Here is a 17,118-nt window from a genome sequence, read left to right as displayed (position 1 = left end):
CAGAGATAGTTGCGTACGTTGTTCTGCTGTTGCGCACACTGTACGCATAAGGCGAAAGCGTTCGCAATGGGGTACATCGTGCGCTAGAGTGGCGGTATGCCAACTGACGAGAAGCCGATCCAGTCGGTGTGGACCCGTCCGCGCCGGAAGCGGGATCAACCCGCGTTGAGCCAGGCGCAGATCGTCGCCGAGGCCGTCCGGCTGCTGGACGTCGAAGGCATCGACGCGCTGAGCATGCGCAGGCTCGGCACCGCGCTCAACGCGGGCGCCACCTCGCTGTACCGGCACGTGGCCAACCGCGACGAGTTGATCGAGCTGGTCGTCGACGAGGTCTACGGCGAGATCACCGTGCCGGAAGGGGGCGCTTCGTGGCGCGAAGCGGCCGTCGTCGGGGCGGAGAGCGTGCGCGCGATGATCTTGCGGCACCCCTGGATCGCTTCACTGCTCGGCTCGGTCGGCCTGTCGTATCTCGGGCCGAACGTCATGCGGCTCAACGAGCGGCTGCTGGCCGTCTTCGTGGCCGCGGGCTTTCCTGACGACGAGGCGGATCAGGCGATCAGTGCGGTGATCTCGTACGTCATCGGCATGGGGACCACTGAGGCGGCCTGGCTCACGACGGTCGCGAAGAGCGGCCGGAGCGAGCGTGAATGGGCGGAGCATCTGCGCCCCGCCGTCGAGGAGGCGGCACGGAAGTACCCGCACCAGCGGGAGCGGCTCGTCCGCGACGACGTGGAAGCGGACCCTGAGCGGCTCCGCGACGAGAAGTTCCGCTACGGGCTGGAGCGGATGCTCGACGGCTTGGAGACCCGCCTCAAACGGTGACCCCGTCACGCGAAAGGGTCGAACCGAGCGCGGTCGCGATCCGCTGGACGGCGGGCGCGATCCGCTCGACGGCCTCCATCGTGAGCCGTCCCGACGGCCCGGACACCGAGACCGCCGCCGGCACCGGCGCGCCCGGGACCGCGACGGCGACGCAGCGGACGCCGAGTTCCTGCTCGGCTTCGTCGAGCGCGTAACCCTGCTGGGCGATTTTCGCCAGCTCGCGCAGGAGCGCTTCCTGGTCGGTGAAAGTGTGCTCGGTGTAGGAGGGCATGCCGGTCCGCGAGAGCAGCGCCGTGACGTCCTTGGGCGGCAGATGCGCGAGCATCGCCTTCCCCACGCCGGTGCCGTGCGGCAGGAGCCGCCGTCCGACCTCGGTGAACATCCGCATCGAGTGCTTCGACGGCACCTGGGCGACGTAGACCACTTCGTCCCGCTCCAGTACCGCGAGGTTCGCCGTCTCGCCGACCTCGTCGACGAGTTCCGCGAGCAGCGGCCGCGCCCACGACCCGAACTGCATGCTGGCGTTCTCACCCAGCCGGATGAGGCGGGCGCCCAGCGCGTACCGCCGGTTGGTGTTCTGCCGGACGTAACCCAGGTCCACCAGTGTCCTGATCAGTCGATGGATGGTCGGCATCGGCAGTCCGGACAGCGTCGCCAGCTCCGAAAGGCTGGCCTCGCCCCCGGTGTCCGCGAGATGCTCGAGGAGCTCGAAGGCCCGCTGAAGTGACTGGACGCCGCCATCGCGTCCGTTCTTCTCCGCTGCCACCGTGGTACTCCTTACGTCCGCGTTGAGGTTCCGCTATGCAGAAACTATAGTCCGTCATGTAAAACCGTAGGGACGTCTTGTTTTAGGAATGTCACTGTTTATCCGAACTCGGGGTGTTACTCATGTCTGAAGCTCAGGTGCTCGGCGATCCGGTCGAGCGTGGGGACGAGATCCTCACGCCGGACGCCCTCGCCTTCCTCGCCGGTCTGCACGAGGCCTTCGCCGCCCGCCGCGACGAGCTGCTGCAGGCCAGGGGCAAGCGCCGCGAGGAGGCCAGGACCACCGGCAAGCTCGACTTCCTGCCCGAGACCAAGGAGATCCGCGAAGGCGACTGGAAGGTGGCCGAGGCCCCGCCCGCCCTGCGTGACCGCCGCGTCGAGATCACCGGCCCGACCGACCGCAAGATGACCATCAACGCGCTGAACTCCGGCGCCAAGGTCTGGCTCGCCGACCTCGAGGACGCGAACACGCCGCATTGGGCGAACGTCGTCTCCGGCCAGGTCAACCTGTACGACGCCGTCCGCGAGACCATCACGCTGGAGAGCGGCGGCAAGAGCTACGCGCTGAAGGACGACGTCGAGCACGCGACCATCGTCGTCCGCCCGCGCGGCTGGCACCTCGACGAGCGCGGCCTGTCCTTCGGCGGGCGTCAGGCCGTCGGCGCGCTGGTCGACTTCGGCCTGCACTTCTTCCACAACGCGCAGGAACTGCTGAACCGCGGCAAGGGCCCGTACTTCTACCTGCCGAAGATGGAGAGCCACCTCGAAGCCCGGCTCTGGAACGACGTCTTCACCCACGCGGAGAAGACCCTCGGCATCGACCACGGCACCGTCCGCGCGACCGTGCTGATCGAGACCATCCCGGCCGCGTTCGAGATGGAGGAGATCCTCTACGAACTGCGCGAGCACGCCTCCGGTCTCAACGCCGGCCGCTGGGACTACCTGTTCAGCGTCATCAAGTACTTCCGCGACGCCGGTGAGAAGTTCGTGCTGCCGGACCGCAACTCGGTCACCATGACCGCGCCGTTCATGCGCGCCTACACCGAACTGCTGGTGCGCACCTGCCACAAGCGCGGCGCGTTCGCGATCGGCGGCATGGCCGCGTTCATCCCGAACCGCAAGGACCCGGAAGTCACCGCCGCGGCGCTCGACAAGGTCCGCGCCGACAAGAGCCGTGAGGCCGGCGACGGCTTCGACGGTTCCTGGGTCGCGCACCCCGGCATGGTCGACATCTGCCGCGAGGAGTTCGACAAGGTCCTCGGCGACAAGCCGAACCAGCTCGACCGGACCCGTGACGAGGTGTCGGTGACCGCCGACCAGCTGCTCGACGCGGCATCGACGCCGGGGAGCGCCACCGCCGCCGGTCTGCGTGCCGCGGTCGACGTCGGTATCCGCTACATCGCCTCCTGGCTGAGCGGGAACGGCGCGGCGGCGATCCACAACCTGATGGAGGACGCGGCCACCGCGGAGATCTCGCGTTCGCAGGTGTGGCAGTGGGTGCGTAACGGCACTCAGCTCGACACCGGGGACAAGGTGACCGAGGAACTGGTGCGAGGCGTGCTGGCCGACGTCCGCGGCGAACTCGCCGCCGAGATCAAGGCGGAGCTGCTGGAACCCGCCGTCGAGCTGTTCGAGCAGGTCGCGCTCGCCGACGAGTTCCCGGACTTCCTGACGCTGCCCGCCTACGAGCGGATCAAGTAGCGCGATGGGGAACGGGCGGCTCACCGAGGACGTCTACGCCGCCGCCGACGCGCGCCTCGCCGAGGCCGACGCGCGCGTCGCGGCCAAATACCCTGGTGAGCCGCCCGGCCGCCAGCCCGTGCACACCGTGTACGTACCCGCGTCGCAGTACAAGACGCGGCTGGTGGCGGATTGGGGAAAGCAGGCCCTGCGGGTCTTCGGTGAACACGCCGATCAGCTGGGCCTGGAGGCGGACGTCGCCGACCGCGTCCGTACCAAACTCCTCACCGAGCCGATCGAGGATCTGCGGATCGACTTCGAGGACGGCTACGGCAAACCCGGTGACGCGGAAGAGGACGCCACCGCGCTCGCCGCGGGGCGGACGCTGGCCCTCACGGGCGGGACACCGTTCGTGGGCATCCGGTTCAAGAGCTTCGAACAGGCGACCCGGCGCCGTGGCATCCGCACCCTCGATCTTTTTCTGGCCGGGCTGCTGGAAAGCGGGCCGCTGCCGGAAGGGTTCGTCGTCACCCTGCCGAAGGTGACCGCGGTCGAGCAGGTCGAAGTCGCGGCGGATGTCCTGGAGCGCCTGGAATCCGCGTACGGGCTGACCGACGGCGCGCTGCGGTTCGAAGTCCAGATCGAGACCGCTCAGTCCATTGTGGACATCGATGGGACGGTCGCGGTGCCGCGGATCATCGAAGCCGCCCGCGGCCGCTGCTCGGGTCTGCACTACGGGACCTACGACTACAGCGCGGGTCTCGGGATCAGCGCCGAGTACCAGAGCATGGAACATCCGGCCGCCAATTTCGCCAAGCAGCTCACGCAGGTTTCGGCGGCGGGCACCGGCGTCCGGCTTTCCGACGGCTCGACGAACAAACTGCCCGTCGGCGACGCGCTCCTCCCGGCCTGGCGCGAACATCTGCGGCTGGTGCGACGCTCCCTGGAGCGCGGGTTCTATCAGGGCTGGGATCTGCACCCGCATCAGCTGCCGACCCGCTTCGCCGCGACCTACGCCTTCTTCCGGCACGGTTTCCCGGCGGCTCTGGGACGGTTGCGGGATTACGCGGACCAAACCGGGCGCGGCGTGCTGGACGAGCCCGCGACGGCGCAGGCCCTGGCGAGTTTTCTGCTGCGAGGACTGGATTGTGGCGCGGTGGACGAAGGGGAGCTTTCGTTCTCGAGGACCGAATTGGACCGTTACGCGCGGCGGACTCCGTAGTCGTGAGTGGCGATTCGGGTTAGAACCCGAATCGCCACTCACGACCCCTGGGCACCTGCTCGCGGCTCAGCCGACCGCTTTCCCATAACGCTGACACGCGACCGTGATCTCCCCATCGGTGCCCGGAGGCCGATGGTCGAACCGGCCCTCGTCGACCCATCCGCACCGTTCATAGAATCGCCGCGCCCGCGCGTTCCCCGGCACCACGGCGAGCCACGCGCGGGAATGCCCGCCCGCGCTCACCAGTCGCTCCGCCTCGGCGAGCAAGGCCGACGCGACCCCGCTTCCGCGGTGATCCGACGAAACGTAGACCTGCTCGACCTCGTCCGCGACGACCATCACGAACCCGGCGACTTCGCCCTCCACCAAGGCGACCGCCGTGTCGTCGACGCGTTCGCCTGCCCGGTCCCGGAACGACTCCCGGGTGCGGACCCGCACGAGCGCGTCGGGCACGTTGCCGAGATGTCCGTCGCGCCAGCCGTGGTACCAGATATCCGCGACGGCGTCGGCGTCGTCCGGGGTCGCCGGGCGGAGCACGACAGAAGTAGGCATGACGGGAGTTTAACCAGCCAGGGAACGTGGAAAACCCTAGCGGAGGCGGGGGAGCGCGTCGCGCGCGAAATGGCTTAGCGTCCGCAGGTCCTGCGTGAACTGTTCGCGGTGGTCGGCGGGCAACGGGTCGAGGAAGAGCCGCTGGATGTTTTCGACGTGGATCCGCGCCGCCCGCACGGTCGTCTGCTCGCCTTCGCTCGTCAGCCGGACGAGTTGTACGCGACGGTCGCCGGGATCGGAGGCCCGCACGACCAGGCCGAGCTTCGTCATCCGGTCGACCAGCCGGGTCGCACCGCCGGTGGTCAGCACCTGTTCCTGCGCGATGGCGCGCATGCTCATCCCGGCCTCGCCCTTCCGCCCGACGATCAGCAGGACTTCGAACATCAGATGCGAGATCCCGCATTCGGTCTCCAGCGCGCGGCCGAGAAGATATTCGAGCCGGTTCGCCGCGCCCATCATCCGCCCGAACGCGACCACCCGCGGGTCGTAGGCCGCTTCCTTCGCCGTGCTGATGCCCATTTCAGCTCCCTGCCGACAAGGCCAGATAGACGTCCAGTTGCTCGGTGAACTCGGTCAGATCGACGCCGAGCAGTTCGCTCGCGCGCCCGATCCGGTACCGCAACGTGTTGACGTGGACGTGCAGGGTCCGCGCCGCTCGCGTCGGCGAGCCGGAACATTCGAGGAAGACGCGCAGGGTGTGCACCAGATCGGTGCCCTGTTCGGCGTCGTAGTCCAGTAGCGGACCCAGCACCCGTTGCCGCAACGCCGCCCGCAGGTCGTCGGACGCGCCCGCGAGCAGCAGCCGGTGCATGCCGATCTCGCCGCCGGGGACGACCGCGACCGCGCCCGCCCGTTCCGCCGCCACGGCCAGCGCGTAACGCGCGACCTCTTTCGCGCCCCGCAGCGCGGAAATCGGGGAACGGTCGCTGATCCCGATCAACACCCGGCGGCACGGCAGGAGGGATTCCACGTCCGCCAGGGCCGCGGCCACGGTGGCGGGCCAGTCGTCCGGCCACTCGCCGTCGTCCTCAGCCACCGCCCAGGCCGTTTCTCCGCCCACGCCGACGAGGGCGCCCGGCGGCAGCAACTCGGTCAGGATCCCGCGCGCCGCTTCGGATCCCTCGGCACGGGCGACGACGACGCGCAGATCGCCGCGCAGTCCGGTCGCGGTCAGCGCCGCGTGCGGATCGCTTCCCTCGTCGAGGGCGGCCAGGAGTGGTTCGACCACCCGGTCGGTGACCGCGCGGACCTCGTCCGCCCGGGTGCGCGCCAGCCCGATCAGCCCGGCGAGTTCTTCGGCGATCTCCGCCTGGGCCGCGGTGAGCCTGCCGCCGATCGCGAGCAGCCACGGCACCGCGTGCCTTCCGCCGACCGGCCGGACGGAGACGTCGTCGGCTTCGAGGGAGCGTCCGCCCGCGGCGACGAACCGGCGCACCAGTTCGTCCGGTGCGGTCGCGGGCACCACCCAGCAGGGGAGGCCGATCTCCGCGCGGGCCCGCTCCAGCAGTGTCTCCATCGGCACGTCTTCGGTCGCCGCTGAAAGCAAACGTTTGCGCGCGCCTTCCGCGGCCGCGGCCACCGCCAGGACGACCCGCTCGGTGACGACCGAGAACGACAGATCCGCCGGCACCTCCAGCAACGGGATCCGGTGTCGCGTACAGGCTTCGACGAGGTCTTCGGGAATGCCGTCGGAGTCCGCGCCGGAAGCTGCCAGCGCCGCCGCGCCCGCCTTCGCCAGCGCGGCGACGAAGGCCTCGGAATCACCGGGCCCGCGCCACCACAGCAACCCGCTCAGTACGAATTCTCCCGCGGACACGTACCGGCCGGGGTCGGGCAGTTCGGTGACGTAGATCCGCGACACGGGACGGTCGAGAAGGGCCGTGCCGGCGCGTACGCGCAAGCGCAACCCGGGCAGCGCGAGCAGAGTTTTCACGGTCGTCATCAGGTTTGTAGGAAACCACAAAACGACCGGCATGTGCTGGGGAGATTTCATGCTTCGGCACCGTTGCCGCCGTATGGGCGAAGGGCGTCTACTGAGTCAGCCGTCACAGCCCGCCGCCGAACCGAGGAGCCCGAGAGTGGATTTCCTGCGCCCCAGCTCGCTGACCGAGGCGCTCGCCGTCAAGGCCGAGCGGCCCGACGCGGTGCCCATCGCGGGCGGCACGGACGTCATGGTGGAGCTCAATTTCGACCACCGTCGCCCCGGCGCGCTGCTCGATCTCAACCGCGTCACCGAACTCGCCGAGTGGACCGAGGCCGACGGCAGGATCCGGCTCGGCGCCTCGGTGCCCTACGTCCGGGTGATCGCTGAGCTGGGTGAAGTCCTGCCCGCGCTGGCGATGGCCTCGCGCACCGTCGGCTCGCCGCAGATCCGCAACCGCGGCACCGTCGGCGGCAACCTCGGCGCCGCGTCTCCCGCCGGCGACACGCATCCCGTGTTGCTCGCGCTCGGTGCCGAGGTCGAGGTCGCTTCCGTACGCGGGACGCGGCTGATCCCGGCCGAGGAGTTCTATCTCGGCGTCAAGCGCAACGCCCTCGAACCCGACGAGCTGATCACCGCCGTACACCTGCCCGCCGAGGTGGGGCCGCAGCAGTTCGCCAAGGTCGGGACGCGCAACGCGATGGTCATCGCGGTCTGCTCGTTCGCGCTGGCCCTGCACCTCGACACCCGGGAGATCCGCGCGGCGGTCGGTTCGGCGGCGCCGACCCCGCGCCGGGCGACCGCGGCCGAAGAGTTCCTCTCGGCCGAACTTCCCTGGTCCACCAAGGCGTCCGTCGCGGACTCGGTCAAACGCCGGTTCGGCGAGCTGGTCTCCCAGGCATCGTCGCCGATCGACGACGTCCGCGGCAGCGCCGACTACCGCAAGCACGCGTTGGCCGTCCTGGCCCGGCGGACGCTGACCTGGGCGTGGAACGACTTCCAGAAGGGTGAACGCGAGTGCGCGTGAACGTGACGATCAACGGCGAATCCCGTCAGGCCGACGACGTCTGGGAAGGGGAGAGCCTGCTCTACGTGCTCCGCGAGCGGCTCGGTCTCCCGGGCTCCAAGAACGCCTGTGAACAGGGTGAATGCGGTTCCTGCACGGTGTACCTCGACGAGGTCCCGGTGTGCTCGTGCCTGGTCGCGGCCGGTCAGGTCGAGGGTCGCGAGGTCCGCACCGTGGAAGGGCTCGGCGACGGCGACGAACTCGACCCGGTCCAGCAGTCCTTTGTGGACGCTGGCGCCGTCCAATGTGGCTTCTGCACCCCCGGTCTCGTCGTGGCCGCGCACGATCTGCTCAACCGTGTCGAAAGGCCGAGCGACGAGGAGATTCGCGAGGCGCTGGCGGGGAACCTGTGCCGGTGTACCGGATACGAGAAGATCCTCGACGCCGTCCGGTTGGCCGCGACCAGGGGAGAGAGCACGTGAAGACCGTCATCGAGAACGCCGCCATCGCGACCGTCGACGGCGCGGGCACCGAGCACGCCTCGGGCCACGTCGTCATCGAGAACGACCGCATCGCGGCGGTCGGGGACGGCAAGGCGCCTGAAGACGACTACGACGAACGGATCGACGGCTCCGGGTACCTGGTGACGCCGGGCCTGATCAACACCCACCATCACCTCTACCAGTGGGCCACGCGCGGCCTCGCCGCCGACCACACGCTGTTCGAATGGCTCGTCGCGCTCTACCCGATCTGGAGCAGGCTCGACGCCGACATCACGCACGCGGCGGCGACCGCGGGGCTCACCCGGCTCGCCACCACCGGCTGCACCACCGTCGCCGACCACCACTACGTCTTCCCGCGTGACGGCGGCGACCAGGTCGAAGCCCTCGCCGCCGCCCGGATCCGCGTCGGCGTGCGGCTGCACGTCGTCCGCGGCTCGATGGACCGCGGCGAGTCGCAGGGCGGGCTCCCGCCGGACAACCTCGTCGAAGAGACCGAGGCCGCGCTGCTCGGCACCGAGGCCGCGATCAACCGGTTCCACGACGATTCCGCCGGAGCCCATCTGCAGATCGCGGTCGGGCCGTGTTCCCCGTTCTCGGTGAGCGAGCGGCTGATGACCGGAGCGGCGGAACTCGCGCGGCGCAAGGGAGTCCGGCTGCACACCCATCTCGCCGAGACGATCGACGAGGAGAAGCAGTGCCTCGCGGAGGCGGGCTGCACCCCCGCCGAATACGCCGACAAACTCGGCTGGCTCGGCGACGACGTCTGGCTCGCGCACTCGATCCACCTCGCCCCGGAAGCGATCCGGCGGATGGGCGCCACCGGTACCGGAGCGGCGCACTGCCCGACGTCCAACGGGCGGATCGGCGCCGGGATCGCCCCGGTCCGGCAACTGCTCGACGCCGGCGTGCCGGTCGGGCTGGGCGCCGACGGCGCCGCGTCCAACGAATCCGGTGGGCTGGGCGAGGAACTGCACCAGTCGCTGCTGCAGGCGCGGCAGCGCGGCGGACCGCGAGCCCTGACCACGCGTGAGGCGTTGTGGATGGGCACGATGGGCGGCGCGCGGTGCCTGGGCCGGGCCAAGGACCTGGGCTCGATCGAGGTCGGCAAGCTCGCCGACCTCGCCGTCTGGAACCTCAACGGCCTCAACTACGCCGGGATCACCGATCCGGTCGCCGCGCTGGTGCTCGGCGCGACCCCGCCGATCGCGCGGCTGTTCGTCGGCGGCGCGACCGTGGTGACCGACGGGACCCTACGCGAGGAATCCGAAGACGAGATCGCCCGCGAGCTGGCCGTGGCCAGTGCCCGCCTGAGGGAGACGATATGACCACCACTGAAGTCTCCAAGCAGACCACCGACAACGGAGTGGGCGCGAGCCCCCGGCGCCCCGACGGCACGGTCAAGGTGCGCGGTGAATTCGCCTACTCCTCGGACCTGTGGCACGAGGACATGGTGTGGGGCGCGACGCTGCGCAGCCCGCATCCGTACGCGCGGATCACCGGCATCGACATCACCGACGCCCTCGCGGTGCAAGGGGTTTACGCGGTGCTGACGCACGAGGACGTACCCGGGGTGAACAAGTACGGCCTGGAACACTCCGACCAGCCGGTGCTCGCCGTCGACGTCGTGCGCTACGAGGGTGAGCCAGTCGCGCTCGTCGCGGCGGATCATCCCGAAACCGCCCGGCGTGCCATGAAGCGGATCAAGGTGTCCTATGAGGTCCTCGAACCGGTGACGGATTCCGAGAAGGCCGCCTCGGGCGAGGGCGCCGAGCTGCACCCGGGCGGGAACGTCGTGCGGCACGCCAAGATCCGCCACGGCGACCAGTCGGTCAAGGCCGACGTCGTGGTATCCGGGGTCTACGAGGTCGGCATGCAGGACCAGGCTTTCCTCGGTCCCGAGTCGGGCATGGCGATCCCGGACACCGAAGGCGGCGTCGACCTTTACGTGGCCACGCAATGGCTTCACGTCGACCAGCAGCAGATCGTCGCCGCGCTGGGCCTGCCCAAGGAGAAGGTGCGGCTGACGCTCGGCGGGGTCGGCGGCGCGTTCGGCGGCCGCGAGGACCTCTCGATCCAGGTCCACGCGTGTCTGCTCGCGCTGCACACCGGCAAGCCGGTCAAGATGGTCTACAACCGCGAGGAATCCTTCTACGGTCACGTGCACCGTCACCCCGCGAAGATGTACTACGAGCACGGCGCGGACAAGGACGGCCGGCTCGTTTATGTGAAGGCGAAGTTGTACCTGGACGGTGGCGCGTACGCCTCGTCCACCGGCGCGGTGGTCGCGAACGCCGCCACCCTCGGCGTCGGACCGTACAAGGTGGACAGTGCTTCGGTCGACTGCTGGGGCGTGTACACCAACAATCCGCCCTGTGGGGCGATGCGCGGCTTCGGCGCGGTGCAGGCGGCGTTCGCCTACGAGTCGCAAATGGACAAACTCGCCGAGGCCTGCGGTATCGACCCGGTCGACATCCGGATCCGCAACGCGATGAGCGAAGGCAGCGTCATGCCGACCGGCCAGGTGGTCGACTCGGCCGCGCCGGTCGCCGAACTGCTGGAACGCCTGCGCGCCAAGCCGCTTCCAGGCACGGACAAGGCTCTCGACCTGCGCCGGATGCCCGGCGGCGTCTCCAACACCACGCACGGCGAGGGCGTCGTCCGCGGGGTCGGTTACGCGGTCGGGATCAAGAACATCTGCTTCTCTGAAGGCTTCGACGACTACTCGACGGCCCGCGTGCGGCTGCAGCTCGTCGGCGGCGAACCCGCGGCGACCGTGCACACCGCGGCCTGCGAGGTCGGCCAGGGTCTGGTGACGATCATGCAGCAGATCGTGCGGACCGAACTCGGCATCGAGCAGGTGACGATCCTGCCGATGGACACCACCATCGGCAACGGCGGCTCGACGTCGGCCTCCCGGCAGAGTTACGTCACCGGCGGCGCCGTCCAAGCCGCGTGCGTCGCGGTGCGAGCCGGGCTGCACAAACATCTGGCGGCCAAGCTCGCCGCGGACGGGAAGCTGAAGGTCGTCGGGAACAAGGTCGTCTCGGCGGACGGCGGTGTGCTGGCCGACCTCGCCGACGTCCTCGGCGACGAGGTCTTCGACGAGACCGTCGAATGGCGGCACCGCCCGACCGTGCCGATCGATCCCGAGACGGGGCAGGGCGACGCGCATGTCCAATACGGCTTCGCCGCGCACCGCGCGGTCGTGGACGTCGACACCGAACTCGGGCTGATCAAGGTCGTCGCGCTCGATTGCGCGCAGGACGTCGGCAAGGCGCTCAACCCGCAGGCGGTGCTCGGCCAGATCCAGGGCGGCTCCGCGCAGGGCCTCGGGCTCGCGGTGATGGAGGAGATCCAGACCGTCGACGGGAAGATCCGCAACCCGTCGTTCACCGACTACCTGATCCCGACCGTGCTGGACATGCCGCCGATGGACATCGACGTCCTGGAACGACCGGATCCCCACGCGCCGTATGGTCTGCGCGGGGTCGGTGAACCGCCGACGATCTCGTCCACCCCGGCGATCGTCGCGGCCATCCGCGCGGCCACCGGGCTCGCGCTCACCCGGGTGCCGGTGCGCCCCGAACACCTCACCGGCACCTGAGAAGAACCGTACTTTCGAACTAGGAGTCCACCTGTGGGTACCCGTCTGTCCATTTCGGAGTCCGACGAGCGGAAATGGCTCGCCGAGGCCGTCGACCTGGCCACCGCGAACGTCGAACGCGGCGGCGGTCCGTTCGGCGCGATGATCGTGCGGGACGGTTCGGTGCTGGCCACCGGGACCAACCAGGTGACGCCGAGCCTGGACCCGACCGCGCACGCCGAGGTGGTCGCGATCCGCGCCGCCTGCCAGGCGATCGGCGACTACAAACTCGACGGCTGTGTCCTCGTGACCTCGTGCGAGCCTTGCCCGCTCTGCCTTTCCGCCGCGCTCTGGGCGCGCGTCGGCAAGGTGATCTACGCCGCCGACCGCCACGACGCGGCCGAGGCGGGCTTCGACGACCGCGAGTTCTACGAGCTCTTTTCCCGCCCGCGCGAGACCTGGTCACTACCCGTCGGCCAACTGTCCCTTTCGGACTCTTTCGCACCTTTTCAAGCCTGGCTGTCGAAACCCGACAAGAAGGCTTACTGATTTTCTTCCCGCCCCACAACGTTGTGGAGTAGGCATGACCCAATTAGGTACAGAGCGTCCCCCGCCGCCCTCGCCCGAGCCGAGGCGGCCGTCCGGGCTCGACCGCTGGTTCAAGATCTCCCATCGCGGCAGCACGATCGGCCGCGAGGTGCGCGGCGGGATCACCACCTTCGTCGCGATGTGCTACATCGTGCTGCTCAACCCGCTCATCCTCGGCGCGTCGGCCGACATCACCGGCGCGCGGCTGAGCACGGAGGCGATCACCACCGCGACCGCGCTGGCGGCGGGGGTCACCACCATCCTGATGGGACTCGTGGGCAACGCGCCGCTGGCGCTCGCGGCGGGGCTCGGCGTCAACGGCGTCGTCGCCTTCCAGATGGCACCCACCATGACGTGGGCGCAGGCCTTCGGGCTGGTCGTCCTCGAAGGCGTTTGCATCGTCTTCATGGCCGTTTCCGGGATCCGGGAACGGATCATCAACGCGATCCCGATGCCGCTCAAGGTCGCGATCACCGTCGGCATCGGGCTCTACATCGCGCTGGTCGGCCTGGTCAGCGCCGGATTCGTGACGCGGACACCGGACGCCGCGCAATCGACGGTGCCGGTGCGGATGGGGATCGGCGGGCATCTGGAAGGCTGGCCGATCGCGATCTTCTGCCTCGGCCTGCTGCTGATGATCGTGCTGGTGAGCCGCGGCGTGCCGGGGGCGGTGCTGATCAGCATCGCGGTCGCGACCGGGCTCGCGGTGCTGGTCAACAGCGTGTACCACGTCGAAGGCTGGGGGCTGGTCGAACCCAAGGTGCCCGATCAGGTCGTGGCGCATCCCGACTTCAGCCTGCTGGGGAACATCGATCTCTTCGGCGGGTTCGGCTCGGCGGGCGCGGTGACCGCGGCGGTGTTCCTGTTCACCCTGGTGCTTTCCGGGTTCTTCGACGCGATGGGCACGATCACGAGCGTCTCTGAGGAGGCGGGGCTGACGAAGGACGGCAAGGTCGAAGGAATGGGCCGTATCCTGCTGGTCGACGGCGCGGGCGCGCTCGCGGGCGGGGTGACCGGATCGGCCCCGAACACGGTCTTCCTGGAATCCGCCGCGGGGGTCGGCGAGGGCGCGCGGACCGGGCTGGCCAGCGTCGTCACCGGTGGCCTGTTCACCGCGACGCTGTTCCTGACCCCGATCGCGGCCGTCGTCCCGGCGCAGGCCGCGGCGCCCGCACTGGTGGTCATCGGCGGGATGATGATGGCGCAGTGCGCGCGGATTCCCTGGCGAGACCTGGATTTCGCGATTCCGGTGTTCCTGACCATCGCGCTGATCCCCTTCACCTACTCGATCACCAACGGTATCGGCGCCGGGCTGGTCGCCTACGTGCTGATCAAGATCTGCCAGGGCAAGCTCCGTGAGATCGGCTGGATCCTCGGGATCCTGGCCGCCGTGTTCGCCGTGTACTTCGGAATCGAAGGGATCATGTCGTGGTTCTGATGTTCCTCAACGGCGGCGGGATGCGCGGTGGCCCGCTGCACGAACAACTGCGGGGCACGCCGCTGTGCTGCGTGGCGCGTTCGGCGCCGAAGTACCGGTATTTCTCGGTGGGGGACCGGTTTCCGGCGATGTACGAGGGCGGCTCCGGAGCTGTGCTCGGCGAGGTCTACGACCTGCCGCTCACGGTCCTGCGGGATCACCTCGTCCCGGCCGAGCCGCCGGAACTGGAACTGGGCGTCGTCGAACTGGAGGACGGCGCGGCCTGCCTCGCGACCGTCCTGCGTTCATCCTTTGTGGACTCGCCTGAGCTGACCGACATCACCGAAGTCGGGGACTGGCGGGCGTATCTCGCGGCCCGCTAATGCCTCGTGAGTGGTAATGACGGTTAGAACCGTCATTACCACTCACGAGCCGAGCAGGGTCCGGGCCAGTGCGACGGTCGAGATTCCGGCGACTTCGAGCGCCTCGGTGTTCCGCAGTGACCGGCTCAGCACGAACGCTCCTTCGAGGCTGTTCACCAGTGCGATCGTGAGCTGCCGCGCGGCTGAGGGTTCGAGGCCGTACTTGTCCAGCTTCGCGGTACCCGCTTCGATCCACGCCGTGAAGACGTCGGCCGTCGCGACCCGCAGCGTTTCGTTGGTGCCGGCGACCTCGAGCGCGACGGTCGCGATGGGGCAGGCATCGGCGTAATCGGTCTCGCGGAGTGTTTCGGCGGCGCTGGCGAAGCACGCCTCGATCCCGTGGATCAGGTCCGGCTCGTCGGCGAAGAAGATGTCGAACAGCGCGAGGTACATCATCCCGGAGGTGCGGATGACCTCCTCGCCGAGTTGCTCCTTGCCGCCGGGGAAGAAGTGGTACAGCGAGCCGAAGGGCGCGTTCGCGGCCTCGACGATCTGCTTCACCCCGGTGCCGGTGTACCCGTTCCGCCGGAGCAGTTCGGCGCCGGCGTTGACGATGCGTTCCCTGGTCCCTGTCACTCCGCCATGATAGAGCGTTCTATCAAGAGTGGAACGCCCCGTTATCCCTTGGTCGAGCATTCGGCGCGACCTGCGGCCGATGTCCGCCCGGTGTGCCGCGTCCTAGCGTCGGGAGCCGTGGGAATCCAAGGAAGAACGGGGAAAAGATGAAACGGCTCTTGGCCGCCGGGATGCTCCCGGTGATCGTGAGCGGGCTGCTCGCCGGGGCGACACCGGCTTCGGCGAGCGTCCCGGCTCACTATGCCGACCAGAAGCTGGCCTGGCATCCCTGCGCGGAGGAGGAGCTGATCTCGTTGCCGCCGGGCGCCGACATCGGCGGCCTCGAATGCGCGACCTACCGCACGCCTCGCGACTGGGACCGTCCGCACGAGCGGCAGGATCTGACGATCGCGATCAGCAGGCTGAAGTCGACCGGGTCGTCGACGGCCTCGGTGCTCACCAATCCCGGCGGACCGGGCGGCGCCGGCCGTTGGCAGCCGACGATGTTCCGCGGGCAGGAGAAGTTGCGCGAACATCAGGACATCATCGGCATCGACGTCCGGGGGACGGGCAAGAGCACCAACGTCACCTGCCGGGGAGTCGTCGGCGCCATCCGGCAGCTGGACCCGCGTGATCGCGATCCGCGCAACCTGGACCAGATCCTCGCCAACGCCGAGTACGTCGCCAAGAGCTGTCAGAACGCCAATGGCGAACTCGGTCCGCTGATCACCACGTATCAGACGATCAGGGACTTCGACCTGCTCCGGGCACTGCTCGGCCGGGAGAAGATCAACTGGGTCGGCTACTCGGGCGGGACGTGGCTGGGGGCGCACTACGCGCAGCAGTTCCCCCAGCGGACGGGACGGTTCGTGCTGGACTCCTCGACGGAGTTCACCACGGACTGGCAGAAGACGTTCGACCGGCAGCCGGTCGGCTTCGAACGACGCTGGCGACAGGACTTCCTGCCGTGGATGGCGCGCTACGACGCCAAGTACCACTTCGGCACCACTGGTGAAGAGGTCCGGCAGACCTACGAGCGAGTGCGTTATGCCTTGTCCCGCAACCCGATCGACGGGAAGGGGCAGATGGAACTCGACACCGCCATCATCTACATGCTCTACAAGAAGGCCGTGTTCCCGGCACTCGCCGACCTGCTGGTCAAGATCCGGGCGGCGGTGGAGAACGGCGCACCGGAGCAGGCCAAGGCCGACGCCCGTGCCGCGGCGAAGAACGCGGGTGACTTCTCCGACGCGCAGGACGCCACCTTCTGGAACACCGTCTGTGGCGAAGGGCGCTTCATCGGTACCCGCGAGTCGCTGATCCGCGATTCCCAGCGGAACCTCGACCGCGGCCTGCTCCTGGCGGGCGGTGGCACGCTGAACGCCTCGGTCTGCCTGTTCTGGGACAAGGAACCGCGCCCCCTGCCGAAGTTGGACGGCAAGGGAGTGCCGCCGATCCTCATCGTCCATTCCGAGCACGATCCGGCCACGGCGATCGAGGGCGCCAGGCGGGCACACGCGAAGTTCGCGAACTCGCGGATGCTGACCGTGACCGGTGAAGGTGACCACGGGCTCTACGCGGACGGCAACCCCGCGGTGGACGAGATCGTGAACGCGTACCTGGTCGACGGGATCGTCCCCGCCGACCAGAGCGTCCCCGGGATGCCGCTGCCCGTTCCTGCTCCGTAACCAGGGTCGTGAGTGGCGATTCGGGTCAGAACCAAGGGTGTCTTAGGTACCTACGTGGTTCCGCGGACATCGTCGCCAGGTCTCGCACCTTGATCAACGGAAGATCCGCGACACTCGACGTCCCCGATCTTCCGTTGATCAAGCTCGTGCCGTCCACGACTGTGGACCGGCAACCGAGCGGGGAAGATTCCGGACGTCCAACGGCTGGAATCCGCCCCACCCGACCGCACCGGCAACCCGCACACGCTCCACACCTTGCCCAGTACATGATGGCCCCCTTCCTTGCGCCTAGCGCAAGGAAGGGGGCCATCACGTACTTCACGCCAGCAAGGCCGTCGGTCCAGGTGGTCGTGAGTGGCGATTCGGGTTAGAACCCGAATCGCCACTCACGACC

Annotated in this window: 16 protein-coding genes; 11 read left to right on the top strand and 5 right to left on the bottom strand. The window is 68.9% G+C overall.

What is annotated here, in order from left to right:
* Positions 1-96: 96 nt before the first annotated feature.
* On the top strand, positions 97-822 hold the full coding sequence (locus ACZ54P_RS08540; RefSeq protein ID WP_465460886.1) for a TetR/AcrR family transcriptional regulator: 726 nt from the start codon (positions 97-99) through the stop codon (positions 820-822).
* Here ACZ54P_RS08540 and ACZ54P_RS08535 read toward each other — a convergent pair.
* Positions 812-1,588, bottom strand: a complete 777-nt coding sequence (locus tag ACZ54P_RS08535; protein WP_465460885.1) for an IclR family transcriptional regulator — start codon at positions 1,586-1,588, stop codon at positions 812-814. The genes ACZ54P_RS08540 and ACZ54P_RS08535 overlap by 11 nt on opposite strands.
* Before the next feature lie 122 nt (positions 1,589-1,710).
* On the opposite strand from ACZ54P_RS08535, the gene aceB reads away from it, so the two are divergent.
* Together aceB and ACZ54P_RS08525 are read left to right on the top strand one after the other, a co-directional pair.
* On the top strand, positions 1,711-3,288 hold the full coding sequence (gene aceB, locus ACZ54P_RS08530; protein ID WP_465460884.1) for a malate synthase A: 1,578 nt from the start codon (positions 1,711-1,713) through the stop codon (positions 3,286-3,288).
* 4 nt (positions 3,289-3,292) lie between these two features.
* A complete protein-coding gene (locus ACZ54P_RS08525; RefSeq protein ID WP_465460883.1) occupies positions 3,293-4,489 on the top strand; it encodes a DUF6986 family protein in 1,197 nt (398 codons plus the stop codon).
* A gap of 66 nt (positions 4,490-4,555) precedes the next feature.
* On the opposite strand, the gene ACZ54P_RS08520 is transcribed toward ACZ54P_RS08525, so the two are convergent.
* The 3 genes from ACZ54P_RS08520 to ACZ54P_RS08510 are packed head-to-tail and all read right to left on the bottom strand — an operon-like array spanning position 4,556 to position 6,983.
* On the bottom strand, positions 4,556-5,041 hold the full coding sequence (locus ACZ54P_RS08520) for a GNAT family N-acetyltransferase (protein WP_465460882.1): 486 nt from the start codon (positions 5,039-5,041) through the stop codon (positions 4,556-4,558).
* A 36-nt stretch (positions 5,042-5,077) separates the two neighbouring features.
* Positions 5,078-5,560, bottom strand: coding sequence for a MarR family winged helix-turn-helix transcriptional regulator (locus ACZ54P_RS08515; RefSeq protein ID WP_465460881.1), 483 nt, complete (start codon positions 5,558-5,560; stop codon positions 5,078-5,080).
* 1 nt (position 5,561) lies between these two features.
* On the bottom strand, positions 5,562-6,983 hold the full coding sequence (locus ACZ54P_RS08510) for a PucR family transcriptional regulator (protein ID WP_465460880.1): 1,422 nt from the start codon (positions 6,981-6,983) through the stop codon (positions 5,562-5,564).
* A gap of 136 nt (positions 6,984-7,119) precedes the next feature.
* Between ACZ54P_RS08510 and ACZ54P_RS08505 the strand changes: the two genes are divergently transcribed.
* The 7 genes from ACZ54P_RS08505 to ACZ54P_RS08475 are packed head-to-tail and all read left to right on the top strand — an operon-like array spanning position 7,120 to position 14,442.
* Complete coding sequence (locus ACZ54P_RS08505) at positions 7,120-7,989, top strand: FAD binding domain-containing protein (RefSeq protein WP_465460879.1); 870 nt, start codon at positions 7,120-7,122, stop codon at positions 7,987-7,989.
* Positions 7,980-8,450: a (2Fe-2S)-binding protein gene (locus ACZ54P_RS08500; protein WP_465460878.1), complete on the top strand. Its 471-nt coding sequence runs from the start codon at positions 7,980-7,982 to the stop codon at positions 8,448-8,450. Before ACZ54P_RS08505 ends, ACZ54P_RS08500 begins: the two co-directional genes overlap by 10 nt.
* Positions 8,447-9,796 (top strand): 8-oxoguanine deaminase, encoded by a 1,350-nt coding sequence (locus ACZ54P_RS08495; protein ID WP_465460877.1) that lies wholly within the window; start codon positions 8,447-8,449, stop codon positions 9,794-9,796. Before ACZ54P_RS08500 ends, ACZ54P_RS08495 begins: the two co-directional genes overlap by 4 nt.
* Entirely contained in the window at positions 9,793-12,075 is a 2,283-nt protein-coding gene (gene pucD, locus ACZ54P_RS08490) for a xanthine dehydrogenase subunit D (RefSeq protein WP_465460876.1), read from the top strand. Before ACZ54P_RS08495 ends, pucD begins: the two co-directional genes overlap by 4 nt.
* Positions 12,076-12,108: 33 nt before the next feature.
* Positions 12,109-12,603, top strand: a complete 495-nt coding sequence (locus tag ACZ54P_RS08485) for a nucleoside deaminase (protein ID WP_082857832.1) — start codon at positions 12,109-12,111, stop codon at positions 12,601-12,603.
* A gap of 34 nt (positions 12,604-12,637) precedes the next feature.
* Positions 12,638-14,080, top strand: a complete 1,443-nt coding sequence (locus ACZ54P_RS08480; RefSeq protein ID WP_465460875.1) for an NCS2 family permease — start codon at positions 12,638-12,640, stop codon at positions 14,078-14,080.
* Positions 14,071-14,442: an allophanate hydrolase-related protein gene (locus ACZ54P_RS08475; RefSeq protein ID WP_465460874.1), complete on the top strand. Its 372-nt coding sequence runs from the start codon at positions 14,071-14,073 to the stop codon at positions 14,440-14,442. Before ACZ54P_RS08480 ends, ACZ54P_RS08475 begins: the two co-directional genes overlap by 10 nt.
* A 42-nt stretch (positions 14,443-14,484) precedes the next feature.
* On the opposite strand, the gene ACZ54P_RS08470 is transcribed toward ACZ54P_RS08475, so the two are convergent.
* A complete protein-coding gene (locus ACZ54P_RS08470) occupies positions 14,485-15,057 on the bottom strand; it encodes a TetR/AcrR family transcriptional regulator (RefSeq protein ID WP_465460873.1) in 573 nt (190 codons plus the stop codon).
* A 146-nt stretch (positions 15,058-15,203) separates the two neighbouring features.
* Between ACZ54P_RS08470 and ACZ54P_RS08465 the strand changes: the two genes are divergently transcribed.
* Positions 15,204-16,724, top strand: coding sequence for an alpha/beta hydrolase (locus ACZ54P_RS08465; protein ID WP_465460872.1), 1,521 nt, complete (start codon positions 15,204-15,206; stop codon positions 16,722-16,724).
* The last annotated feature ends 394 nt before the right edge of the window (positions 16,725-17,118 follow it).

It is taken from the genome of Amycolatopsis sp. NPDC034160 (genome assembly GCF_055575355.1).
The sequence above is the reverse complement of the archived record's forward strand: the minus strand, read 5'-3'. Positions and strand labels throughout refer to the sequence as shown.